Source organism: Polynucleobacter sinensis (genome assembly GCF_001595985.1).
In the GTDB taxonomy this organism is placed as follows: Bacteria; Pseudomonadota; Gammaproteobacteria; order Burkholderiales; family Burkholderiaceae; genus Polynucleobacter; species Polynucleobacter sinensis.
Window position 1 is genome coordinate 104,393 of sequence record NZ_LOJJ01000009.1, and the last position, 23,648, is coordinate 128,040.

At 47.8% G+C, this 23,648-nt stretch carries 20 protein-coding genes; 6 read left to right on the forward strand and 14 right to left on the reverse strand.

Features of this window, described 5'->3' with window-relative positions; translation table 11 throughout:
• The first annotated feature begins 17 nt into the window (after nucleotides 1-17).
• Entirely contained in the window at nucleotides 18-1,670 is a 1,653-nt protein-coding gene (gene groL, locus AOB49_RS09295; protein WP_062310296.1) for a chaperonin GroEL, read from the forward strand.
• Nucleotides 1,671-1,873: 203 nt separating this feature from the next.
• On the opposite strand, the gene AOB49_RS09300 is transcribed toward groL, so the two are convergent.
• The 3 genes from AOB49_RS09300 to AOB49_RS09310 are packed head-to-tail and all read right to left on the reverse strand — an operon-like array spanning nucleotide 1,874 to nucleotide 4,770.
• Nucleotides 1,874-3,241, reverse strand: coding sequence for an NAD(P)(+) transhydrogenase (Re/Si-specific) subunit beta (locus AOB49_RS09300; RefSeq protein ID WP_062310298.1), 1,368 nt, complete (start codon nucleotides 3,239-3,241; stop codon nucleotides 1,874-1,876).
• 34 nt (nucleotides 3,242-3,275) lie between these two features.
• Nucleotides 3,276-3,614, reverse strand: coding sequence for a proton-translocating transhydrogenase family protein (locus tag AOB49_RS09305; protein ID WP_011903634.1), 339 nt, complete (start codon nucleotides 3,612-3,614; stop codon nucleotides 3,276-3,278).
• A 25-nt stretch (nucleotides 3,615-3,639) separates the two neighbouring features.
• Nucleotides 3,640-4,770, reverse strand: a complete 1,131-nt coding sequence (locus AOB49_RS09310) for a Re/Si-specific NAD(P)(+) transhydrogenase subunit alpha (RefSeq protein ID WP_062310300.1) — start codon at nucleotides 4,768-4,770, stop codon at nucleotides 3,640-3,642.
• A 174-nt stretch (nucleotides 4,771-4,944) separates the two neighbouring features.
• On the opposite strand from AOB49_RS09310, the gene mnmA reads away from it, so the two are divergent.
• A complete protein-coding gene (gene mnmA, locus AOB49_RS09315) occupies nucleotides 4,945-6,060 on the forward strand; it encodes a tRNA 2-thiouridine(34) synthase MnmA (protein WP_062310581.1) in 1,116 nt (371 codons plus the stop codon).
• 23 nt (nucleotides 6,061-6,083) lie between these two features.
• Here the strand turns inward: mnmA and AOB49_RS09320 are convergent, their stop codons facing one another.
• Nucleotides 6,084-6,698: a glutathione S-transferase N-terminal domain-containing protein gene (locus AOB49_RS09320; protein WP_062310302.1), complete on the reverse strand. Its 615-nt coding sequence runs from the start codon at nucleotides 6,696-6,698 to the stop codon at nucleotides 6,084-6,086.
• Nucleotides 6,699-6,794: 96 nt separating this feature from the next.
• On the opposite strand from AOB49_RS09320, the gene purB reads away from it, so the two are divergent.
• Together purB and AOB49_RS09330 are read left to right on the forward strand one after the other, a co-directional pair.
• Entirely contained in the window at nucleotides 6,795-8,174 is a 1,380-nt protein-coding gene (gene purB, locus AOB49_RS09325) for an adenylosuccinate lyase (RefSeq protein ID WP_062310304.1), read from the forward strand.
• A gap of 71 nt (nucleotides 8,175-8,245) precedes the next feature.
• Nucleotides 8,246-9,553: a 3-deoxy-D-manno-octulosonic acid transferase gene (locus AOB49_RS09330; protein ID WP_245640665.1), complete on the forward strand. Its 1,308-nt coding sequence runs from the start codon at nucleotides 8,246-8,248 to the stop codon at nucleotides 9,551-9,553.
• 15 nt (nucleotides 9,554-9,568) lie between these two features.
• Here the strand turns inward: AOB49_RS09330 and secF are convergent, their stop codons facing one another.
• From secF to queA, 5 genes are all read right to left on the reverse strand, one after another.
• Nucleotides 9,569-10,543, reverse strand: a complete 975-nt coding sequence (gene secF, locus AOB49_RS09335) for a protein translocase subunit SecF (protein WP_062310310.1) — start codon at nucleotides 10,541-10,543, stop codon at nucleotides 9,569-9,571.
• A 3-nt stretch (nucleotides 10,544-10,546) separates the two neighbouring features.
• On the reverse strand, nucleotides 10,547-12,406 hold the full coding sequence (gene secD, locus AOB49_RS09340; RefSeq protein WP_062310313.1) for a protein translocase subunit SecD: 1,860 nt from the start codon (nucleotides 12,404-12,406) through the stop codon (nucleotides 10,547-10,549).
• Between the two features lie 25 nt (nucleotides 12,407-12,431).
• A complete protein-coding gene (gene yajC, locus AOB49_RS09345) occupies nucleotides 12,432-12,758 on the reverse strand; it encodes a preprotein translocase subunit YajC (RefSeq protein WP_062310316.1) in 327 nt (108 codons plus the stop codon).
• Nucleotides 12,759-12,880: 122 nt separating this feature from the next.
• Entirely contained in the window at nucleotides 12,881-14,038 is a 1,158-nt protein-coding gene (gene tgt / locus AOB49_RS09350; RefSeq protein ID WP_062310318.1) for a tRNA guanosine(34) transglycosylase Tgt, read from the reverse strand.
• Nucleotides 14,035-15,081 carry a tRNA preQ1(34) S-adenosylmethionine ribosyltransferase-isomerase QueA gene (gene queA / locus AOB49_RS09355; RefSeq protein WP_062310320.1) on the reverse strand — a complete coding sequence of 349 codons (1,047 nt, stop codon included), beginning with the start codon at nucleotides 15,079-15,081 and terminating at the stop codon, nucleotides 14,035-14,037. The genes tgt and queA overlap by 4 nt, the downstream gene beginning before the upstream one ends.
• Nucleotides 15,082-15,111: 30 nt before the next feature.
• Here queA and recG point away from each other — a divergent pair, with 30 nt between their 5' ends.
• A complete protein-coding gene (recG, locus tag AOB49_RS09360) occupies nucleotides 15,112-17,190 on the forward strand; it encodes an ATP-dependent DNA helicase RecG (protein WP_062310322.1) in 2,079 nt (692 codons plus the stop codon).
• A 36-nt stretch (nucleotides 17,191-17,226) separates the two neighbouring features.
• Entirely contained in the window at nucleotides 17,227-18,084 is an 858-nt protein-coding gene (gene ubiA, locus AOB49_RS09365) for a 4-hydroxybenzoate octaprenyltransferase (protein WP_062310325.1), read from the forward strand.
• Nucleotides 18,085-18,091: 7 nt separating this feature from the next.
• Here the strand turns inward: ubiA and proC are convergent, their stop codons facing one another.
• Genes proC through AOB49_RS09390 form a run of 5 tightly spaced genes read right to left on the reverse strand, consistent with a single transcriptional unit; the run spans nucleotide 18,092 to nucleotide 23,625 of the window.
• Nucleotides 18,092-18,952 carry a pyrroline-5-carboxylate reductase gene (gene proC, locus AOB49_RS09370; protein WP_062310337.1) on the reverse strand — a complete coding sequence of 287 codons (861 nt, stop codon included), beginning with the start codon at nucleotides 18,950-18,952 and terminating at the stop codon, nucleotides 18,092-18,094.
• Complete coding sequence (locus AOB49_RS09375; RefSeq protein ID WP_062310340.1) at nucleotides 18,949-19,674, reverse strand: YggS family pyridoxal phosphate-dependent enzyme; 726 nt, start codon at nucleotides 19,672-19,674, stop codon at nucleotides 18,949-18,951. The genes proC and AOB49_RS09375 overlap by 4 nt, the downstream gene beginning before the upstream one ends.
• Nucleotides 19,674-20,951: a glycolate oxidase subunit GlcF gene (gene glcF, locus AOB49_RS09380; RefSeq protein WP_062310343.1), complete on the reverse strand. Its 1,278-nt coding sequence runs from the start codon at nucleotides 20,949-20,951 to the stop codon at nucleotides 19,674-19,676. Before glcF ends, AOB49_RS09375 begins: the two co-directional genes overlap by 1 nt.
• Nucleotides 20,952-20,959: 8 nt before the next feature.
• Entirely contained in the window at nucleotides 20,960-22,093 is a 1,134-nt protein-coding gene (gene glcE, locus AOB49_RS09385; RefSeq protein ID WP_156471401.1) for a glycolate oxidase subunit GlcE, read from the reverse strand.
• Between the two features lie 26 nt (nucleotides 22,094-22,119).
• A complete protein-coding gene (locus AOB49_RS09390; protein WP_172793426.1) occupies nucleotides 22,120-23,625 on the reverse strand; it encodes an FAD-linked oxidase C-terminal domain-containing protein in 1,506 nt (501 codons plus the stop codon).
• Nucleotides 23,626-23,648: the final 23 nt, after the last annotated feature.

Sequence of the window (23,648 nt, forward strand, 5' to 3'; positions counted from 1 at the left end):
AAGAAAGGAATTCAATCATGGCAGCAAAAGACGTTGTATTTGGAGATAACGCCCGCACCAAAATGGTGGAGGGTGTAAATATTCTTGCGAACGCTGTAAAAACAACTTTGGGACCAAAAGGTCGCAATGTAGTTATCGAGCGTTCATTTGGTGGCCCAACCATCACTAAGGATGGTGTGTCTGTAGCAAAAGAAATTGAACTCAAAGACAAGCTCCAGAACATGGGTGCTCAGATGGTGAAAGAAGTTGCTTCTAAAACCAATGACATCGCTGGTGACGGTACAACAACCGCTACTGTATTGGCTCAGTCCATCGTTCGTGAAGGCATGAAGTATGTAGTTTCAGGTCACAACCCAATGGACTTGAAGCGTGGTATTGATAAGGCTGTTACAGCTGCAATCGAAGAGTTGAAGAAAATCAGTAAGCCATGTACCACTACTAAAGAGATCGCTCAAGTGGGCTCTATTTCAGCAAACAGCGACCAAAGCATTGGTCAGCGTATTGCTGAAGCGATGGAAAAAGTGGGCAAAGAAGGTGTGATCACTGTTGAAGATGGCAAGTCATTAGAAGATGAGCTCGAAGTAGTTGAGGGTATGCAGTTTGACCGCGGTTACCTCTCTCCTTACTTCATCAATCAGCCTGAGAAGCAAGTTGCCGTATTGGAAAGCCCATACGTTCTCTTGTTTGATAAGAAAGTTAGCAATATCCGTGATTTACTCCCAGTACTTGAGCAAGTGGCAAAGTCTGGCCGCCCATTATTGATTATTGCTGAAGATGTTGAAGGCGAAGCCTTGGCAACTTTAGTTGTAAATAACATCCGCGGCATTATCAAGACTTGTGCTGTTAAAGCTCCGGGCTTTGGTGATCGTCGTAAGGCGATGTTGGAGGATATCGCGATTTTGACTGGTGGTACTGTGATCGCTGAAGAAATCGGCCTCACACTCGAGAAGACAACTCTTGAGCACTTAGGTCAGGCTAAGCGTATCGAAGTAGGTAAAGAAAACACCATCATCATTGACGGTAGTGGCGATGCTAAAGCAATCGAAGCGCGCGTGAAAAACATTCGCGTTCAGATCGAAGAAGCGACTAGCGACTATGACAAAGAGAAATTGCAAGAGCGTGTTGCCAAGTTGGCAGGCGGTGTTGCGGTGATTCGTGTTGGCGCAGCTACTGAAGTCGAAATGAAGGAAAAGAAAGACCGTGTTGATGACGCATTGCATGCAACTCGTGCAGCGGTTGAAGAGGGTATTGTTCCTGGCGGTGGAGTTGCTTTGTTACGTGCAATGCAGGGCATCAAAGGCTTGAAAGGCGACAACGCCGATCAAGATGCTGGTATTAATATCGTATTACGCGCAATGGAAGAGCCAATTCGCATCATCGTTTCTAATGCTGGCGATGAAGCTAGCGTAGTTGTCAATGCAGTATTGGCTAGCAAGGGCAATAACGGCTACAACGCAGCTACTGGTGAGTATGGCGACCTCGTAGCTCAGGGTGTAATCGATCCAACTAAGGTAACAAAAACTGCATTGGTTAATGCAGCCTCTGTTGCAGCCCTGTTGTTGACAACGGATTGCGCAATCTGCGAAGCCCCTAAGGATGAGTCTGCTGGTGGCGGCATGCCTGATATGGGTGGTATGGGCGGTATGGGTGGTATGGGCGGCATGATGTAATAGCCGTACATTTCCTCAGCCATTCTGCTGTAGAAACTAAAACGCCTGGTTCAAAAGACCAGGCGTTTTTTATTAGGGCGTCGACAGTTAATCTGGCTGGATGTCACCATCTTTAGTGACTGTCTTTATCTAGTGCTTGTTTCTGTAGCCAACCCAATAAAAAACCGCCCGAAGGCGGTTGATTAATCTGAGTCACATAGAGTTTAAGAAACAGCTTTGACCATATCCTCAACAACCTTCTTCGCATCACCGAAGACCATCATCGTTTTATCCATGTAGAACAGTTCGTTATCAAGGCCGGCATAGCCTGCAGCCATGGAACGCTTGTTCACAATAATGGTTTTAGCCTTAAACGCTTCCAAAATTGGCATTCCAAAAATTGGGCTACCTGGTGTGCGGGCTGCAGGATTAACTACGTCGTTGGCACCAAGTACAAGAACAACGTCAGCTTGACCAAAGTCGCTATTGATGTCTTCCATCTCAAACACTTGATCATATGGCACTTCAGCTTCAGCTAAAAGCACGTTCATGTGGCCAGGCATACGACCTGCAACTGGGTGAATCGCATACTTCACAGTCACGCCATGATGAGTTAGTTTTTCGGTTAACTCTTTTAGAGCGTGTTGAGCGCGCGCTACTGCTAAGCCGTAGCCAGGAACGATCACAACAGTATCTGCATTTTCCATGAGGAAAGCTGCATCTTCTGGGGAGCCAGTTTTGTAATTCTTTGGACCGCCATCATCACCACCGCCTGCAGCAGCTTCGGCACCAAAACCACCAAGAAGCACCGCAAGGATGGAGCGGTTCATTGCCTTACACATAATGTAAGACAGGATCGCACCAGATGAGCCTACGCAAGCGCCAGCAATAATCAATACGGGATTGTTAAGTGTGAAGCCAATACCAGCAGCAGCCCAACCAGAATAACTGTTCAGCATGGATACCACTACTGGCATATCTGCACCACCGATTGGGATGATCAAGGTTACGCCTAACACCAAAGCAATCGCACACATGACGAGGAATGCTTCATGACTGCCTGTCATGAAGTAAATGACACCACCAGAAACCATGCCAATAGCAAGAATAAGGTTGAGTAAATGCTGACCAGCAAACGTCACTGGCTTACCGCTAACCTTGCCTGATAATTTTCCAAAAGCAATGACGGAGGCGGTAAAAGTAATTGCACCAATAAACGCGCCAATAAAGAGTTCAATCTTTTGTGCGCCTGTATGGTCATGAGCTGGGTTGTATACCGCTGCAATGGCGATCAACACTGCTGACAAACCAACAAAGGAGTGCATCAGTGCTACAAGCTCTGGCATCTTGGTCATCTGAACGCGCTTAGCTGCCAGTGTTCCAATGATCGCGCCACCAACGATAGCGCCAATAATCAATGAGAATGCTGGCTTAAAGTCGGGAATCATGAAAGTAGTAATGACAGCCAGCAACATGCCGATCATGCCAAAGGTATTGCCTTGGCGGGATGTGGTTGGTGACGACAGTCCGCGCAGAGCGAGGATGAACAATACCGATGAAATGAGATAAGAAATTGCTGTGATGTTTGACATTATTGTGGTCTCTATATAGATCTTGTTCTAGTTTTTATTTAGTCCCAGCCGCATCAGCCTTGGGGGCTTTTTTCTTGAACATTTCAAGCATACGGCGAGTAACCATAAAGCCACCAAAAATATTGATTGAGGCTAAGAAGACCGCAACTGCACCAATGATGCTGGTGAGGGTGATTTCATCGCCGCCAATAACTTCAGTTTGCAAGAGGGCACCCACAATAATAATTCCGGAGATGGCGTTGGTAACGGCCATCAGCGGGGTATGAAGAGCGGGGGTGACATTCCAAACCACGTGGTAACCGACAAAAATAGCCAGAACAAACACGGTGATGTTTTGGACTGTAAGGATGCTTTGAAAAGCAGCGAGATCCATGATGTTTCCTTCGAAAAGATTTCTATTAGTTTTTACGGACGGCTTGGCCATCGCGACACATTAAACAGGCGGTAACGATATCGTCATCACTAGGGATCACTAATTTCGCTTCTTTATCTACGATGAGCTTCATGAAGTCGAGTAAGTTGCGCGCATATAAAGCGGAGGCATCTGCAGCAACCATGCTCGCCAAGTTGGTGTAGCCAATAATCTTCACACCATTTACCTCAACGATTTTGTCCGCTTGAGTCAGGGGGCAGTTACCTGAGCCGTTATCTCCTCGACCTGCTGCCAAGTCGATCACGATTGAGCCGGGCTTCATATTGGCTACAGTATCGCTGTGCAACAAGACTGGCGGTTTGCGTCCAGGGATGAGGGCGGTGGTAATCACGATGTCTGCTTGCTGAGCGCGTTCTGCAACGAGTGCGGCTTGACGCTTCATCCATGCTTCAGGCATTGGACGGGCATATCCACCTACGCCTTGAGCGATTTCACGCTCTTCATCAGTTTCATAAGGGACATCAACAAACTTAGCGCCAAGGGATTCAATTTGCTCTTTGGCGGCAGGGCGTACATCAGAGGCCTCAATCACAGCGCCCAAACGCTTGGCAGTTGCGATGGCTTGTAAGCCTGCAACACCCGCACCCAAAATTAATACGCGAGCCGCTTTAACCGTTCCCGCAGCAGTCATCAGCATTGGCATGAAACGTTGATATTCGTTGGCTGCAACCATCACTGCTTTGTAGCCTGCGATATTTGCTTGTGATGACAAGACGTCCATACTTTGCGCACGTGTAGTGCGTGGCGCTGCTTCTAGAGAGAATGCGGTCACACCTTGACTAGCCATGGCAGCAATATTGTCACTATCAAATGGATCGAGCATGCCAATGAGTACGCTGCCAGATTTAATTTGCTTAAGCTGCGCTGGTTCTGGTGCACGTACTGTGAGAATGATCTCTGCGCCAAAAGCATCAGCTGGGCTACCAATGGTTGCGCCAACCGCTTCATAGGCTGAATCGGGTTGGCTAGCGCGTACGCCAGCATCCTTTTGAATAACGACTGTGTGACCTTGGCCAATCAGTTTCTTGACGGTTTCTGGGGTGGCGGCAACGCGGGTTTCCCCAGGCCTGATTTCCAGCGGTACTCCTATGCGCATGGCATGTCTCCAAATGCAAATTTTTCGAAAAATCTATTTTAGTGAGATAGGTAAAAAACTGCCTATCTATTTACCATTAACGCCATTTATTAGGTTTTGCTCTAAATCTCGTAAATTTGGAGCAAGACTTCTACAATGGGGTTTTCAGCTTATATTGAATTCTCGCATTTTTTGATGATCCCGCTCAATTCTTCAGCAATACCTGCCTCAAAGCCATCTAAAGTCGTCATTGGGATGTCTGGAGGGGTGGATTCATCCGTGGCTGCTTGGATGCTCAAGCAGCAAGGTTATGAGGTTATTGGCCTTTTTATGAAAAATTGGGAGGATGACGATAACGACGAGTATTGCTCCGCACGTCAAGACTGGCTTGATGTGGTTTCAGTCGCGGATTTAATTGGTATTGATGTAGAGGCGGTTAACTTTGCCGCCGAGTACTGGGAGCGTGTTTTTGCTGAATTTCTACGTGAGTATGCTGCTGGTAGAACGCCAAACCCTGATGTATTGTGCAATGCGGAAATTAAGTTCAAGGCCTTTTTGGATCACGCCATGAGTTTGGGTGCCGATGCGATCGCAACCGGCCACTATGCTCGGGTTCGTCATGGGGGCAGTAGGGTGCAGCTGTTAAAAGCCCTCGACGCCAGCAAAGACCAAAGCTACTTCTTGCATCGCCTTACTCAGAGTCAGTTAGCGAACGTTCTCTTTCCTTTGGGGGAAATTCCTAAAACGGAAGTTCGCAAGATTGCCGAGCAAATTGGTCTGCATAATGCCCGCAAAAAAGACTCTACCGGGATTTGTTTTATTGGCGAGCGCCCCTTCCGTGAATTCTTAAATCGCTACTTGCCCCGTACTCCAGGGCCCATCAAAACTCCGGAAGGTAAAACCGTTGGGGAGCATATGGGGCTTGCGTTCTTTACACTGGGTCAGCGCAAGGGGATTGGATTGGGTGGTAGCCAAGACGGTAATGGTGATGCTTGGTATGTGGCTCGCAAAGATGTTGCCAATAACACTTTATATGTTGCGCAAGGCCATGAGCACCCATGGCTGTTGGCTAATCAACTGTCCGCAATTGATGCTAGTTGGATTGATGGTGCGGCGCCTAAGCCAGGTCAGTACTCTGCAAAAACGCGCTATCGACAAACGGATGCGCCATGCACGTTTAGCGCCGGAACCCAGGGAATTGTCAGTTTTGAATTAACCTTTCCAGAGGCTCAGTGGGCAGTGACCCCAGGCCAATCTGCCGTTTTATATGATGGTGATATTTGCTTAGGCGGTGGGATTATTTCCGCCTAAGATTTCATTATCTAGTTGCTTGTTTACGCTACTGGTGGCGCGGTCTCAATGAATGAAGTCCTTTGCATTAATTTTTGATACAGGGTATCTAAGTTAGAGTACTTAGTCTGCCACTGAATGCTTGGAAAACGAAATAGGAGATATCCGAGCGCGCAACCCACAGCGATATCAGCCAAAGTCATTTGATTGCCGTGACACCAAGCGTTTTGCCCCAATTGAGATGCCATTTGAGCGAGGGCAGCGTCGATCTTTCCCATTTGACGATCAACCCACATTGGACTTTGTTGCTCAGTGGGTCTTAGGGTGGCCTCAAGGCGCGCCAAAATTCCAGCATCCAAAATCCCGTCTGCCAGCGTTTCCCAGGTTTTTACCGAAGCCCGTTCGCGACTGTTGGTTGGAATGAGCTTGCCTAAGGGGCTCAGCGTATCCACATACTCGGCAATCACGCGAGAGTCATAGATTGCCTCACCATCCTCTAAAAGCAGGCAGGGAACCTTGCCTAATGGGTTGTTAAGAGCGATTTTTGTGTCTGCAGCCCAGACATTTTCGAGTTCTAGGTCAACATCTACCTTTTTCTCCAGGAAAACGATGCGTACCTTGCGTACATATGGGCTAGTGAGGGATCCGATGAGTTTCATGGAGTTAAGTATAGCCATGCCTGCCTAAAAAGGCTTGACACTGAAGAACGATTAAAATCAGTCTTTATTGACATATTCCATATAAAGGCAATACTCGTGAGTCAGCCGCTTTCCACTCTTAACGCACTTTCCCCCTTAGACGGCCGTTACGCCGGAAAATTAGATGCTCTTAGACCTTGGCTTTCAGAAGCTGCATTTATGCGTCAGCGGGTATTTGTGGAAATTCATTGGCTTTTAGCTTTAGCTGCCGCAGGTTTGCCTGATGTACCAAAAATTAGCCCAGCGGATGAAGCATTTTTACTAGCGTTGCCAGAAAACTTTTCCGATGCTGATGCGCAACGCATTAAAGACATCGAAGCAGTAACCAATCATGACGTCAAGGCGGTTGAATACTTCCTAAAGGAGAAAGTATCTGGTCGCCCTGATTTATTAAAAGCCAGTGAGTTTATTCACTTCGCCTGTACCTCAGAAGATATCAACAATACCTCCCATGGCTTGATGTTGCGTGGTGCGCGCGATGAAGTGCTCTTGCCGCAGCTCAGAAAAGTACTTTCTGTATTAACGCAGATGGCAATTGACAATGCCAAGGTGCCTTTGCTATCGCGCACTCATGGGCAGCCGGCCTCACCTAGTACTTTAGGTAAGGAGTTAGCTAATATCGCTAAACGCTTGGAGCGTGCGATCGCAGCGATCGCAGCTGTTCCTTTGTTGGGCAAGATGAACGGTGCGGTTGGTAATTACAACGCCCACCTCTCTGCCTACCCTCATTTTGATTGGGAAAATTTTTCCAAAAATGTAGTGGAGAAGCGTTTGGGTCTGACTTTTAATCCCTACACTATTCAAATTGAGCCGCATGATGGGATGGCGGAGTTGTTTGATGCCATTGCCCGCGCCAATACGATTCTCTTAGATATGGATCGTGACTTCTGGGCTTACATTTCGATTGGTTACTTTAAGCAACGCACGAAGGCTGGTGAAATCGGCTCCTCGACCATGCCACATAAGGTGAATCCAATCGATTTTGAAAACTCGGAAGGTAATCTGGGTGTGGCGAATGCTTTGTTGCGCCATTTAGCTGAAAAATTGCCAATCTCTCGTTGGCAACGCGATCTCACTGATTCCACGGTACTGCGCAATCTAGGCCCAGCTTTTGGACATAGCGTATTGGCGTATGACAGTGCCTTGCGTGGGCTAGGTAAGCTAGAGGTGAATCATGCCGCGATTGCTGCTGATTTGGATGAATGTTGGGAAGTGCTGGCTGAACCAGTGCAAACCGTTATGCGTCGCTATGGCATTGAGAATCCCTATGAGCAACTTAAAGAGTTGACTCGTGGCAAGGGTATCAATAAAGAAGATCTTCAAGTTTTTATTCGAGGATTAAAAATTCCAGATGATGCAAAAACATTATTGCTCGAGATGACTCCTTCTTCGTATTTAGGTAAGGCGGTCGAATTGACCGAACGTCTCAAAAAGTGAGTTTGATTCCAAACCTCGGGCGCGCACCGCAAGATTCTCAATATGGTGTTCGCCCCAAGTTCTGGTTTGCTATATATCAACTGCTTTGGCATTTCCTTTTGCCTTTTGCATTTATTCGTCTTGCTTGGCGTACTCGCCACTCTAGCCAATACCTCCACCATTTTTCTGAACGCCTTGGTTTTTCCTATGGAAGTTCTGTACAGCAGAATGCCATTTGGGTTCATGCTGTATCCGTAGGCGAGACAAGGGCTGCTCAGCCCCTCATCGAGGCTTATTTGGAGCGTGGCGAGAAAGTATTACTCACGCATATGACTCTGAATGGTCGCTTGACTGGCGCCACCCTATTTGCCGAAGGAATCGCTTCAGGCCAATTGCGCCAAGCTTATTTACCCTACGACCTGTGCTGGTCTGTTGCCAATTTCATGCGTACTTTCAAGCCTAAGTTAGGCTTATTTATGGAAACCGAGGCATGGCCTACCGTAGTGTTTTATTGTGCGGAAATTGGTTTGCCATTGTTTTTGGTAAATGCTCGCTTATCTGAGCGAAGTGCTCGTCGGGTCAATCTATTTGGGAGTGCAGGACGATCCCTATTTCAGGCTTTTGCTGGCATTTTGGCGCAAACTGAACTTGATGCGCAGCGTTATCGTAGCTTAGGTGTGAAGCAAGTTGAGGTTGTTGGTAATCTGAAGTTTGATGTTCCCTTGAATGCGACTTTAGTTCAAGACGGGAAATTGTGGAGGCAAGAGCTCCATGCAACTGGGCGCTTTATGGTTTGCGCTGCAAGCACGCGTGATGGTGAAGAAGAATTAATTTTGAGTGCCTGGAAAGACTTATTGCGGAGTAATGCTTTTGCAAGCGCGCCATTGCTTTGTATGGTGCCGCGTCATCCAGAGCGCTTCTCTGAGGTGGCGAGCCATATTCTCAGTTCGGGTTTAAAGTTTAGGCGCCGTTCTGAGTGGAATAAAGTCCCCAAGGTAGATATGGATCTTGAGGTCATTCTCGGCGATTCTATGGGTGAGATGGCCATGTATTACAGCGCTGCCGATTTAGTAATTATGGGAGGTAGCCTTTTACCATTTGGTGGTCAGAATTTGATTGAGGCGTGCGCTGCTGGCTGTCCGGTGTTGTTGGGCGAACACACCTATAACTTTCAGCAGGCCGCTCTTGATGCTATTGCAATGGGTGCGGCTAAGCGTATTCAAGGTGAGCTGTTGCTCAGCGAGCCAATTGCTTTGATGGAATCCTTAAAACTAATTTTGTCCAACCCTACCGAGCTGGCAAAGATGGCGGATGCTGCAAAAATTTACGCTACTACTCATCAAGGTGCGACCAAAAAAATATTGGCCGCCCTTGAGCATCAGAATTTCACGTTAAATTAACTGCTAAGTGAAAACTTAGACTTGCGCCCCAAAGTTGGGGTCATCATTGCGCGCCTGATCATCTGGTTTGCGCTCACCCTTCACTAAGTCTTCACGTGTGACACCAAGCCACATGGCTAGGGCTGCCGCTACGAATACGGAAGAGTAGATACCAAACAAAATACCGATGGTTAAGGCTAGGGCGAAGTAAAACAGAGTCGGCCCACCAAAAATGAGCATAGCCAAGACCATCATTTCGGTGCTGCCGTGAGTAATGACGGTGCGGCTAATAGTGCTAGTAATCGCGTTATCAATAATTTCACGCGTATTCATTTTGCGGTATTTGCGGAAGTTCTCGCGAATGCGGTCAAAGATCACCACAGACTCGTTTACCGAGTAACCCAGAACAGCCAGTACTGCAGCCAATACAGAGAGTGAAAACTCCCATTGGAAGAATGCAAAGAAGCCCAAGATGATGACAATGTCATGCAAGTTCGCGATGATGCCGGCAAGTGCAAATTTCCACTCAAAGCGGAATGAGAGATACACCACAATGCCGATAATCACAAATATCAACGCTTTTAAGCCATCCAGGGCCAATTCTTGACCTACCTGCGGGCCCACAAACTCAACGCGCTGAAGTTTGACCCCTGAGGTCTGAGGATCTAAAGCCTTCATCACTGCTGCACTTTGATCAGCAGAGGAAATCATCTTTCCTTCAGCATCTTTTTGCAGTGGCAAGCGAATCATAACGTCGCGAGAACTGCCAAAGTTTTGAATTTGTGTGTCGGAGTATCCGAGTTTTTCCACGTTGGCGCGAATCGAATCGAGCGGTGCTGTTTGTGGATAGGTGACTTCCATCACCGTGCCACCAGTAAATTCAATAGAAAGATGAAGGCCGTTATGCCACAGGAAGAAAACGGCGGCCAAGAAAGTAATTAAAGACACTGCATTGAGCGCCAAAGCATGGCGCATGAAAGGAATGTCTTTTTTGATTCGGAAAAATTCCATGGCTTATTTCTCCTGTGGGCGCCAAACTTGGCCAATAGCGAGTTTTTGAACTTTCTTACCTCTGCCGTACCAGAGGTTCACTAGGCCGCGCGAGAAGAAGACTGCTGAGAACATCGAAGTCAGAATGCCAAGACAGTGAACTACCGCAAACCCTTTGATGGGGCCAGAACCGAATGCAAGTAATGCCAGACCGGCAATCAAGGTGGTGACGTTCGAATCTAAAATGGTTGCCCATGCCTTATCAAAACCTACTGCAATTGCGGTTTGAGGGGATGCTCCATTGCGTAATTCTTCACGAATACGCTCATTGATCAAGACGTTGGAGTCAATCGCCATGCCAAGTGCCAGTGCCATCGCTGCGATGCCGGGTAAGGTGAGGGTGGCTTGTAGCATCGATAGAACAGAAATCAAGAGCAATAAGTTCACTGCTAAAGCGACTACAGAGAAAGTGCCAAAGAGCATGTAGTAGGCCATCATAAATACCGCAATGGCTGCAAAACCAATGATGAGGGATTTAAAACCCTTTTCAATATTCTCGGCGCCCAGGCTAGGACCAATAGTGCGCTCCTCAATAATTTCCATTGGTGCTGCTAGGGATCCTGCGCGCAACAAGAGCGCTAAGTCATTTGCGCTTTCAGTAGTAGGTTGGCCAGTGATTTGAAACTTAGAGCCAAATTCACTTTGAATGGTGGCAATGGTTAAGACTTCACCTTTGCCTTTTTCAAACAAGATCATCCCCATTGGCTTGCCAATATTTTCACGAGTGACTTCTTGCATTACGCGACCACCCGCAGCATCTAATGAAATGTTCACGGCAGGGCGTTGATTTTGATCAAAGCCAGCGCTTGCATCGGTAATGCGATCGCCGCTGAAAATTACAGACTTTTTAAATACGCCCTGGCGGGTCTCTCCAAAGCGGAAAACATCCATGCCGGGAGGCGGTGTTTCACCAATCGCAATGGTTGAAACGATGGGGTCAGCCAATCTTGACTCGAGAGTTGCGGTGCGGCCAATGATGTCCTTGGCGCGAGCAGTATCTTGCACGCCTGGTAATTGAACAACGATACGCTCTGCACCTTGTTGTTGGATAACAGGCTCTTTCACTGCCAATTCATTCACGCGCTTATTTAGAGTGATGATGTTTTGCTTGACGGCGTTATCCTGAATTTCTTTGAGGGCTACAGGTTTAAATTCCCCAACCAGTTTTGGTGAAAGACCGGTTGGTTTAATTTGCCAGGTCAACTCCGGTTGACTGCTCGTCAAGACTGAGCGTGCCTTTTCTGCTTCTTCCGTACTACCAAAGCTGATAGTTACAGTATCTTGTCCGCGTTCAATCCCTTGGTGACGAATAGATTTATCACGCAACTGAACACGAACGTCAGTTGCCAGCGAGGTCACTTTCTTTTGTACGGCACCTTTCATATCTACTTGCAATAGGAAGTAGACCCCGCCACGTAAGTCAAGGCCAAGTGGCATGGGTAGGGCATTGATGGCATTGAGCCATCCAGGGGTATTGGAAAGAAGGTTAAGTGCAACGGTGAAATTAGGATCATTTTGATCAGCATTCAATTTTTGTTGCAATAGGTCGCGCGCGCGCAATTGAATATCAGTGTTGTTGAATCGAATTTTGATTGAACCTACATTACCTGCAGACTCAAAGAAGATGCCGGTGTTGCTGATACTCTCATCAGCCAGAATCTTTTCGACTCGAGACTGTGTCGCCAAATCAACCTTGATGGTTGGTTTGGCGGACGAGACTTGAACCGCTGGGGCCTCTCCGTAGAAATTGGGCAATGAATATAGTCCCCCGATCAATAAAGCAAACAGGATGACTATGTATTTCCAGGCAGGGTAGCGATTCATATTGAGATACTTTTAAACAAGCGTATTAAGCAGACTTCAGTGAGCCCTTTGGCAATACTGTTGTGATGGCACCTTTTTGCATTTGCACTTCAGTACCAGCAGAAATTTCAACAGTAACAACTTGATCTTTGAGTGCGGTTACTTTGCCAATGATGCCGCCAACAGTAACCACTTCATCACCAACTGCCAAAGCCTCAAGCATGGCTTTAGTTTCTTTTTGACGCTTCATTTGTGGGCGAATCATGATGAAGTACAACACTGCAAACATCAAAATCAGGGGAAGGAAGCTCATTAAGCCGCCAGAATCTGCACCCGCGGCTGGAGCCTGGGCAAATGCGTTACTAATCCACATACAAAACCTCCATTAATTACCAATTGGAAACTGCTTCAGTTTTAGGCTTTTTAAGTAAAGCCGTAAACCCGCAATTCTAAACCGTATGGGGCTTGGAGGGCTGATTTGCCGCTGTAGGGCTATTAATCCTGTCCAGGCTCTACACCGCGTTGGCGATTCCGATGAAATTCCTCGCGATATGCGCTAAAACGATCCTTTGACAGGGCCTCTCGCACTTCTTCCATGAGTTGAAGGTAATAGGACAGGTTATGGATGGTATTGAGCTGCGATCCGAGAATCTCATTCGCCTTTTGAAGGTGGTTTAGATAGGATCTGGTGAAGTTTTGGCAGGTGTAGCAGGCGCAAGTGGGGTCAAGGGGGCGGTCGTCATCCTTGTAGCCAGAATTGCGTAATTTGAGGTCACCAAAGCGGGTAAATAGCCAGCCATTCCGTGCATTCCGAGTTGGCATGACGCAGTCGAACATATCAATGCCTAGGCTGACACCTAACATGAGGTCTTCCGGAGTTCCAACGCCCATTAAGTAATGGGGCATATGTTCAGGAAGTTTGGGGGCAGTAAAGTTCAGGATGCGCTCAAACTCTGGCTTGGGTTCTCCAACCGATAAGCCACCGATGGCGATGCCATCAAAGCCTTGTTGACTGACTGCGTCCAGTGAAAATTCACGCAGGCTCTCAAACATGCCACCTTGGACGATGCCAAAAAGGCCGTTGCCAGTCTCTAATTCTCGAAAGCGCTTTAAGGAGCGGTCACCCCAGCGCAAGGACATTTCCAGTGAAGCGCGCGCTGTCTTTTCGGTGGTGGGTTGCCCTTTGATTTCATAGGGAGTGCACTCATCAAACTGCATAGCGATATCGCTATTGAGAACCGCCTGAATTTCCATGGATACTTCTGGCGACATGAATAACTTATCGCCATTAATAGGGGAGGCGAAGGTTACGCCTTCCTCGGAGATTTTTCGAAGGGCGCCTAGGCTAAATACCTGAAAACCCCCAGAGTCAGTCAAGATTGGCTTATTCCAGCCCATGAAGCGATGCAGGCCGCCATGTTTTTTGATGACATCTAAGCCTGGCCGGAGCCATAAGTGAAAAGTATTGCCCAGGATGATTTGTGCTTTGGCCTCGTTCAAATCTCGTGGGGTCATGGCTTTTACTGTGCCGTAGGTCCCGACGGGCATGAAGATTGGGGTTTGCACGCTACCATGCGGCAGGTCAAGTTGACCAAGGCGTGCAGGGGTTTGGGAATCCCGAGCCAGGATATTGAAATGAACGGGTTTAGTCATGAGTTTGGATGGTGAAGGCGACTTAAGAACATCGCATCGCCGTAGCTGAAAAAACGATATTCATTTTGAATGGCATGTTGATAGGCGTTGCGAATATTGCCAACGCCAGCAAACGCACTGACCAACATGAGTAGGGTGGATTTGGGTAGATGAAAATTGGTGAGCAAGCAATCGACTATTTTAAATACATAGCCAGGGGTAATAAACAAATTGGTTTCACCGCTTTTCTGGTGGGTTGACGCGTAACTCTCGAGTGCCCGCAAACTGGTTGTACCTACAGCAATGACTCTACCGCCTTTGCGATGGGTCTCTTCAATGGCTTCTAGAGTTTCCTCTGGAATAGAAAACCATTCATAGTGCATTTGATGTTTACTAAGGTCTTCCTCACGAACTGGGGTGAAGGTCCCAGCGCCCACGTGAAGGGTAACGCTAGTCTGTTTGGCTCCAAGCTCGCGAATTTGATTGAGAATGGCCTCATCAAAGTGTAGGCCTGCTGTAGGCGCAGCGACAGCGCCAGGATTTTTAGCAAGCACTGTTTGATAGCGATTGGCATCTTGCGCATCTGGTTGATGCTCAATATAAGGGGGTAGTGGGAGTTCACCAAAGCGCTCAAGCAGGGAAAACACGCTCTCGGGAAATCTCACTTCATAGAATCTCCCGTCGTAGCCGATCATTTCAACCGGGAAGGTTTCGCCTGCTTTATTGTGGATATGAACGGTGGTTCCGGTCTTGGGCACCTTGGAGGCTCTAATTTGGACCCATGCCTGTTTATCGCCGCTTATGCGCTCGATGAGCATCTCAATATTGCCGCCAGTCTCTTTTTTCCCGTGAAGACGCGCTGGGATTACTTTTGTGTCATTAAAGACCAGTAAATCCCCTGGTTTGATAAGGCTAAGAATGTCTCGGAACTGGCGATCTATGAATTGGGCGTCACTATCCCCATCAGCCTTGACCTCTAGGAGGCGGCTATCGGCTCTATTTGCCAGGGGGTGCTGGGCAATTAGGCGGGAAGGAAGGTTGTAATTGAAGTCGGAGAGTTGCATAGCATTACCATCAGGTATTGGATTTTAACGATGATGACCAAGCGACCACCAACTGCACTCGAAAAGATGGGTTTAAACAGCCCAATGGCACTTGCTTTGCATCTGCCATCTCGTTATGAGGATGAAACGGAGCTTTTCACTATAGAAGAGGCTTTAGGGCTTGGTAGATTTCAATCAATCCAGACGCAGGGTGTCGTCATTCGAAATCAGGTAATGTTCCGGCCTAGAAGGCAGCTGCTAGTCACTATTGAAGATGACACCGCAACGTTACAGTTGCGCTTCCTTAATTTCTACCCTAGTCAGCAAAAGCAGATGGCCATTGGTAACCATGTGCGTGTGCGTGGTGAGGTGCGCGATGGCTATCTTGGGGCTGAGATGGTGCACCCCATAGTGCGGGCTGTTACTCCAGATGCGCCATTACCAGCAAGTTTGACTCCGGTATATCCTGCTAGCGCTGGAATCTCACAAGCCATTATTCGTAAGGCGGTCATTCAGGCTTTACGAGATGCAAGTCTTAAAGAGAGTTTGGCCGAGTTCTTGCCAACTCAGCTGATGGATCAAATTTTGCCCAGCAATGACTGGCCGCCCCTACAAGAAGCTATCTCGTATTTACATCAGCCACCTGCTGATGCCAATACTCAGTCACTTTTAGAACGCACCCATCCCGCTTGGCGTCGAGTGCAGTTTGAAGAATTATTGGCCCAGCAAATTTCTTTGAAGCGGGCACATGCTATTCGTAGGCAGAGACGTGCGCCCAGTTTTAAAAAGAGTTCATCCACCAATAAATCATCACCAAGTATTGAAGAGGGTTTACTCAACGTCCTACCATTTCAATTAACTGGTGCGCAAGCGCGCGTTTGGCTAGAGATATGTGGCGATTTGGAAAACACCTTTCCAATGAATCGCCTACTGCAAGGCGATGTGGGGAGTGGAAAGACGGTGATTGCCGCGCTAGCGGCTGCACGCGCCATGGATTATGGCTATCAGGCAGCCATCATGGCGCCTACAGAAATTTTGGCAGAGCAACACTATCTCAAAATGCAGGAGTGGTTCGAGCCATTAGGTGTGAGGATTGCATGGCTCTCCGGTAGCTTAAAAGCCAAAGAAAAAAGACTTGCGCAAGAAATGATTGAGAGTGGTGAGGCCCAATTAATTCTAGGAACACATGCCCTGATTCAGGATAAGGTCAGCTTTTCTAAACTTGGCTTAGCAGTGATTGATGAGCAGCATCGCTTTGGTGTGAGGCAGCGCTTAGAGATTCAACAGCGTGTCGGCTCTGAATTATTTTATTGCCATCAGTTAATGATGTCTGCTACTCCCATTCCTCGGACGCTGGCAATGACCTACTATGCTGACTTGGATGTGTCAGTCATCGACGAGCTACCGCCAGGGCGAAAGCCAATTACCACTAAGGTGGTTAAAGCCACTCGAAGAGATGAGGTCATTGCTGGTTTGCAAGCGTGGTTAGCTAAAGGCCTGCAGGCTTATTGGGTTTGCCCTTTGATTGAAGAGTCGGAGGCCCTACAGCTGCAAACCGCTGTTGAAAGTTTTGAGCAACTCACGCAAGCATTGCCAGAATTCAAGGTAGGGTTAGTTCATGGTCGTCTAAAGAGCGATGAAAAAGCGGCCGTGATGGCAGCATTCAAAGCGAATGAAATCCAGTTGCTTGTAGCAACAACAGTGATCGAGGTGGGTGTCGATGTTCCCAATGCAGCGCTCATGGTCATTGAGCATGCGGAGCGTTTTGGTTATGCTCAAATCCATCAATTACGTGGACGTGTTGGTCGTGGTTCAGCAGATTCAGTCTGCATCTTGATGTATGCAGAGCCCTTGTCTCTGGCGGCAAAAGAGCGCTTGCAAACCTTACGAGAAACCTCGGACGGTTTCGTGATCGCTGAGCGAGATTTGTCACTTCGTGGCCCTGGCGAACTTCTGGGCGCAAAACAATCTGGGGATGCGATGTTGCGATTTGTGGATCTCCAAAGAGATGCATGGCTCATTGAGTTGGCCCAAGTGGCGGCGGAGCGTTTATTAGCTGAGCATGCAGATTTGGTTGAGAGACATTTAGAACGCTGGCTAGGCTCTCGCACTGAATTTCTAAAGGCTTGATAATCACACCATGACTATTCATTCTTCATCTCATTAATGCGCGATCGTTTTATTGCTTATGCCCATCTCATCCGGCTTGATAAGCCTATTGGGACTTTGCTGTTGTTATGGCCAACGCTATGGGCGCTTTGGTTGGCCAGTGGCGGCTTTCCAGGATGGCATCTTTTGCTGATTTTTTCTGTCGGAACATTTTTAATGCGTAGTGCAGGCTGCGCTATGAATGACTATGCAGATCGTGACTTTGACCGCCATGTATTACGGACCAAGAATCGTCCAATTACCAGTGGCCAGATTTCTGGAAAAGAAGCCTTAGTCGTTGCTGCGAGTTTGGCATTGGTAGCTTTTTTGTTGATTCAGCCTTTAAATACATTAACTAAAGAACTCTCTGTATTTGCTTTGGCGGTTGCTATTATTTATCCCTTTACCAAGCGCTTCCTCGCTATTCCTCAAGCAGTATTGGGGGTGGCATTTGGTTTTGGTATTCCGATGGCCTATGCAGCAGTTGTGGACTTTATTCCAATAGAGGCTTGGATTTTATTCATTGGCAATATCTTCTGGGCGATTGCCTATGACACGGCTTATGCTATGGTTGATCGCGACGATGATCTTCGCTTGGGTTTGCGTACCTCGGCCATTACTTTTGGTCGATTTGATGTGTTAGCGATAGCTATCAGTTATGGCATTTTATTCATCAGTCAAATTATCGTTGCGCAGCTTGCTAATCTCAGCGACTACTTTTGGTTTGGTTGGTTTTTGGCGCTATTGTGCGCCCTGTACCATTTGAAATTGGTTTCCACGCGCAAGCGTGAGGAGTGCTTTAAAGCATTCCGTCACAACAACTGGTTAGGTGGCTTTCTATTCCTCGGAATACTGCTGGGGCTACTTCCGCATTAATTCAGAGTCAATTTTTGCCCAGCTCATCGCCCATTGCTTTGCCACGCTGACTAGCTGCATCAATTGCCTTTTCAAGGGCGCCATGCCAATCGAGTTGTTTGAGTATATCGAGCGCAGCAGCTGTAGTGCCACCCTTTGAAGTGACTCTTTCACGCAATACTCCTGCATGTTCATCTGAATTGTGGGCTAGTTGAGTGGCACCCTCTAGAGTGGCATACGCGAGTTTGCGGGCAGTTACTGAATCTAAACCCAGTTTTTCTCCGCTCGATTGCATTGCTTCTAAAAAGGCAAATACATAAGCGGGGCCGCTTCCGGATACAGCAGTAACGGCATCCATAAGTTTTTCTTCGTTTACCCAAACTGCTTGGCCTACCGCATTGCAAATGGTTTCAGCTAGGGCGCGGTCAGATGCATTAACTTGAGCATCCGCAAATAAGCCTGTGATGCCTTTGCCAATTAAGGCAGGAGTGTTTGGCATTGCGCGAACGCAGCGCGCATGATCGAGCCAACGACTCATATCTTTGAGGCGTATACCAGCAGCAATGCTGAGAATTAGTGGGCCAGGTGCAGTCGCATGCTTAAGTTTTGTACTTAAAGTTTTTGCCACCACATTGAAGTCTTGTGGCTTGATCGCCATTACAACAACATTGTTTTTAGAGAAGTCGAAAGCGATTTGATCTAAGGCGCCAATGACTTGAACGCCAAAATCTTGGTGTAATTGCAGGCCAGTGCTGGCGTTGGCCTCAACTACTGAGAGTTGATTTGCCTCAAACCCATTGGCCAATAAGCCGCTGATAAGCGCGCGCCCCATATTGCCGCCACCAATAAAGGTAATGTGGGCATTTTGTTTCATTTGTTGAGAGTTCATGTGTTTATCTTATCTCGCTTACCAAAAATTGCGCTACCTATTCTTACCATTGTGCTGCCTTCAGCAATTGCAGCTTCCATATCATCAGACATACCCATTGAGAGGGTGTCAAAAAAATCAAATCGCACATCATTGGAATGTTTCACTTTAATGCTGGTAAAGCATTCTCTAACAGCTGCAAATGCTTGTCGTTGCTGATGAACATTGGTAGTGGGTGCAGGAATCGCCATTAAACCCCTAAGCACTAGATTGGGTAGTTTGCTCACGGCATCACATAGCGTCTCCACCTCTGTCAGAGAGATACCGCTTTTACTGTGCTCATCGCTGACATTGATCTGAACGCAAACCTGTAGTTCACTCAGATTTGGGAACTCAGCGCGTTGAGTAGACAGTCGTTCAGCAATTTTAAGTCGATCAACGCTGTGAACCCAATCGAAGTGCTCGGCTACGTCTCTAGTCTTGTTGCTTTGGAGTGGGCCTATGAAGTGCCACTCCAACCAGGGTCGTAACTTGACTAGTTGCTGAATTTTTTCAACGCCCTCTTGAACATAATTTTCACCAAAGGCAGTTTGTCCAGCATGCATTGCCTCTTCAATGACTCTTGCTGGAAAAGTTTTGCTGACTGCGAGTAATTGGATGTCTTCCGGCTCTCGCTTTGCCGCTAAGGCAGCCAGCTCAAGTCTTTGTCTAACCAACATCAGGTTTGTGATGATTTGACTCATTATTGAGTGCTACGTGCTTGTGAAATGAGTTGATCAACTAGCTCAATCCAATGAAGTACTGGAGTGTCATCTTGCTGGAGGTGGGTGATGCAGCCAATATTTCCAGAGACAATCACTTGAGCGCCAGATTCTTCGCAAGCAGTTTGTAGGTGACCTAATTTGTTTTTTCTTAACTGCTCAGATAATTCTGGCTGTGTAACGGAATAGGTGCCGGCAGAGCCACAGCAGAGGTGGCTATCTGCGCATAAGCGTACCCCGATACCAATGCTGGATAAAAAGCCTTCGACTTTTCCTCGAATTTGCTGACCATGTTGCAAGGTGCAGGGTGGGTGATAGACAACTCCCGGTTTGGGATCTGAGCCGACTAACGCTATGAGTTCATTTTGAAGGGCTGGCATGATTTCTGAGATGTCTTTAGTGAGCCCAGAAATCTTTTTTGCTTTAGCGGCGTATTGCAGATCATTGATAAATAGATGGCCGTAGTCTTTAACCATTACGCCGCAACCAGAAGCTGTCATCACAATCGCTTCTACACCTTGCTCGACAAGTGGCCACCATGCATCTATGTTTTGCTTGGCATTATGAAGACCACCTGCCTGATCATTGAGGTGGTAGCGTAATGCGCCACAACAAGTTGCGTTGGAAGCGCTAATCAATTGAATCTTTAAAGCATCCAAAACACGCGCTGTGGCGGAATTGATATTGGGGAGCATGCCAGGTTGAACGCATCCCTCAAGTAGTAGCATTTTGCGTGAGCGTGCTGTTTTTGGGCGCGCATGGGGATCAATGCTCTTATCGAGAGCCCGACTTTTTGTTTCTGGAATCTTGCGCTTGATACCGCTGGGCATTAGCGGGCGAACAAGGCGCCCTAGTGCCATTGCGGAATTAAACAGCTTGGGACTAGTGAGGCCTTCTTTAAGTGCCCACCGAGTAAGGCGCTGCGCAAGTGGGCGTTCTGGCGTATTTTCTTCGGCCCATTTGCGACCAATATCAACGAGATTTCCGTATTGCACACCACTTGGACAAGTGCTTTCACAATTGCGGCAAGTGAGGCAGCGATCTAAATGAAGTCGGGTTTTCTCGGTTGGTGCCTGGCCCTCAGCAATTTGTTTAATAAGGTAGATGCGGCCACGTGGCCCATCTAGTTCATCACCAAGGATTTGATAGGTAGGGCAGGTGGCTGTGCAGAAGCCACAGTGAACACATTTACCAAGAATTTTGGCTGCTTCAATACCTTCGGGAGTATTGGCGAATTGCGGAGCGAGTTGAGTTTGCATATGACGGCTTAAGGAAGGCGGTGTGTGGCAAATACGCCCGCGGGGTCAAAGGAGGCTCTGAGGCGATCTTGCACAGCTTGTAGTGCTACTGAGTGTGTTTGCTCGCTTAATAGGGTGAAGCGTTGACTGCTTGGATCCACATGAGCGCCTTGTTTGAAACGCGTTGCATGTCCGCCATTGGCATTCGCAAGTGCTTTCATAGCGGCAAATGTTGCATCATCTCCGGGCGCCTTGAACCAGCGTTGTTGCCCATGCCACTCCAAAACAATATCGTCGCTCATGTTGGCGATGGCGATTGGGCCACATATTGCGGGTAGCGCCAATCGATAAAGAGTGTCATCACTCTTGAGATTAAGGAACACGGGAAGTTGTTGCTCGCGCAAGTTACTCCAGAATGCTTGCGCTGTGGCTGGATCGAGTTCAGTCAGATTGACGGCCGCGCCCATCAATGGGATTGCTGCTTTTACAGCAGCAGACGCGCCTGCCAAGCGAATGGTCAGCTCGCCATCCTGATCAGATTTAGCGGAACCAATCCAGCAGCTCGTAGAGAGGGGTAGCGGTTGCCCTGCCCATTGATTTACCAGTTGCAAAGCGCGCGTTTGTGAAATCTGGCAGCGCAGAGTAGTCGTTGCCGCAGGTCGTGGTAAGACCTTCACAGAAGCTTCGAGCAATAGCGACAAAGTCCCTAGCGAGCCTGGAATTAAGCGTGAGACGTCATAGCCCGCAACGTTTTTCATCACCTTTCCGCCAAAGGATAAATCTTGTCCTTTGCCATCCATAATGCGAGCCCCTAAGACAAAGTCTCGGAGGTTTCCAGCACTGATTCGTCCTGGTCCCGCAAGGCCAGCCGCGATGACTCCCCCAAAGGTTGCCGCTTCGCCAAAATGGGGAGGCTCAAAAGCGAGCATTTGATTTTTTTCGGCGAGGGCTATTTCAATTTCCTCAAGAGGAGTGCCAGCGCAAGCTGTAATGACTAGTTCCTCAGGTTGATACTCCAAGATCCCAGAGTAAGGTCGTGTATCTAGCTTGGCAAAGCTATTGGCGTTACCGTACCAGGATTTGGTGCCACCGCCTTGAATGGAGAGTGGCGTTTTATTTTTCGCCGCAGCCAGAATTTGTTCGCGAAATGAATGGATTTGCATAGTATTTTTTGTATCTGAGTGAGGCATTAGAAGCGCTCCAACTCTGGATGAGGTAGCTTGCCACCACTAATGCGCATGCGGCCATACTCTGCACAGCGATTTAAAGTGGGAATGGCTTTATCGGGGTTTAATAATTTCTCTGGATCAAAAGCGCTTTTAACTCCCCAGAAGGATTCCCGCTCGGCTTCACCAAACTGGACGCACATAGAATTAATTTTTTCTATGCCTACACCATGTTCGCCGGTAATGGTGCCGTCAAGTTCAACGCATGCTTCTAAAATTTCTGTACCAAATTCTTCAGCACGGTGCCATTCTTCTTGATCTGCTCCGTTAAATAGAATCAAGGGATGCATATTCCCATCGCCCGCATGAAATACATTCAAGCAGGCGAGACCATATTTCTTTTCCATGCCCTGGATACGTTTCAATAGGGTGCCAATATTTCTTCGAGGAATTGTTCCATCCATGCAGTAATAGTCAGGTGCTAAACGACCTGCCGCAGGAAAGGCATTTTTACGGCCACTCCAAAATTTGAGGCGCTCTGATTCATCCTGAGAGATTTGAATGCCGCTGGCGCCAGCCTTTTCTAGTACTTTGGTCATACGCTCAATTTCTTCGGCCACTTCTTCTGGGGTGCCATCAGATTCGCAAAGCAAAATAGTTTCGGCTTCTAGGTCGTAGCCTGCATGCACAAATTCTTCAACGGCACGAGTGGTAGCTTTGTCCATCATCTCGAGTCCCGCGGGAATGATGCCTGCAGCAATAATGGCAGCAACGGCATCAGCCCCCTTCTCAATGTCATCGAAGCTGGCCATGATCACGCGAGCCAATTTAGGCTTGGCGACTAATTTAACGGTTACTTCAGTAATCACGGCGAGCATACCTTCGCTGCCCATCACAATCGCAAGTAAATCTAAGCCTGGGGAGTCTGGAGCCAGGCTGCCAAACTCAACAATCTCACCATTCATGAGGACGCCACGGACGCGTAAAACATTGTGTAATGTCAGCCCATATTTGAGGCAGTGCACTCCACCAGAGTTCTCATTGACATTGCCGCCAATTGAGCAAGCAATTTGTGAAGAGGGGTCTGGGGCGTAATACAAGCCTAGATGAGCAACTGCCTCTGAAATCGCCAAATTGCGCACGCCCGGTTGAACTACTGCAGTGCGAGTAAAAGGGTCGATGCTGACGATCTTTTTGAGTTTGGCTAATGAGAGTACCAATCCCTGTGAAATCGGCATTGCACCTCCAGAAAGGCCGGTTCCAGATCCACGAGGCACAACTGGGATTTCTAAAGCAAAGCAAATTTTTAGAATTTGAGCGACCTGCCCCTCGGTTTCTGGGAGTGCAACGGCCAAAGGCATGCGCCGATAGGCTGCAAGACCATCACATTCATAGGGAATCGTGTCTTCAGGCTCCCAAAGCAGTGCATATTCTGGCAGGATGGGGCGTAGAGCCGATACCAGTTTAGATTGAAGGGCGGCAATTGCCGCGATATCGGGGGGTGGGTTCACCATATTCATAGGAATCATTTTAGCCATTTACCTATAATTCG

Excerpts from the sequence above, each read along its gene's own strand:
- yajC (WP_062310316.1), bottom strand. The coding sequence starts at position 12,758 with ATGTGGATTAGTAACGCATTTGCCCAGGCTCCAGCCGCGGGTGCAGAT.
- AOB49_RS09300 (WP_062310298.1), bottom strand. The coding sequence starts at position 3,241 with ATGTCAAACATCACAGCAATTTCTTATCTCATTTCATCGGTATTGTTC.
- tgt (WP_062310318.1), bottom strand. The coding sequence starts at position 14,038 with ATGACTAAACCCGTTCATTTCAATATCCTGGCTCGGGATTCCCAAACC.
- AOB49_RS09375 (WP_062310340.1), bottom strand. The coding sequence starts at position 19,674 with ATGAGTCAAATCATCACAAACCTGATGTTGGTTAGACAAAGACTTGAG.
- AOB49_RS09310 (WP_062310300.1), bottom strand. The coding sequence starts at position 4,770 with ATGCGCATAGGAGTACCGCTGGAAATCAGGCCTGGGGAAACCCGCGTT.
- AOB49_RS09320 (WP_062310302.1), bottom strand. The coding sequence starts at position 6,698 with ATGAAACTCATCGGATCCCTCACTAGCCCATATGTACGCAAGGTACGC.
- secF (WP_062310310.1), bottom strand. The coding sequence starts at position 10,543 with ATGGAATTTTTCCGAATCAAAAAAGACATTCCTTTCATGCGCCATGCT.
- glcF (WP_062310343.1), bottom strand. The coding sequence starts at position 20,951 with ATGCAAACTCAACTCGCTCCGCAATTCGCCAATACTCCCGAAGGTATT.
- groL (WP_062310296.1), top strand. The coding sequence starts at position 18 with ATGGCAGCAAAAGACGTTGTATTTGGAGATAACGCCCGCACCAAAATG.
- glcE (WP_156471401.1), bottom strand. The coding sequence starts at position 22,093 with ATGCAAATCCATTCATTTCGCGAACAAATTCTGGCTGCGGCGAAAAAT.
- recG (WP_062310322.1), top strand. The coding sequence starts at position 15,112 with ATGATGACCAAGCGACCACCAACTGCACTCGAAAAGATGGGTTTAAAC.
- queA (WP_062310320.1), bottom strand. The coding sequence starts at position 15,081 with ATGCAACTCTCCGACTTCAATTACAACCTTCCTTCCCGCCTAATTGCC.
- AOB49_RS09390 (WP_172793426.1), bottom strand. The coding sequence starts at position 23,625 with ATGATTCCTATGAATATGGTGAACCCACCCCCCGATATCGCGGCAATT.
- proC (WP_062310337.1), bottom strand. The coding sequence starts at position 18,952 with ATGAACTCTCAACAAATGAAACAAAATGCCCACATTACCTTTATTGGT.
- AOB49_RS09305 (WP_011903634.1), bottom strand. The coding sequence starts at position 3,614 with ATGGATCTCGCTGCTTTTCAAAGCATCCTTACAGTCCAAAACATCACC.
- ubiA (WP_062310325.1), top strand. The coding sequence starts at position 17,227 with ATGCGCGATCGTTTTATTGCTTATGCCCATCTCATCCGGCTTGATAAG.
- mnmA (WP_062310581.1), top strand. The coding sequence starts at position 4,945 with ATGATCCCGCTCAATTCTTCAGCAATACCTGCCTCAAAGCCATCTAAA.
- secD (WP_062310313.1), bottom strand. The coding sequence starts at position 12,406 with ATGAATCGCTACCCTGCCTGGAAATACATAGTCATCCTGTTTGCTTTA.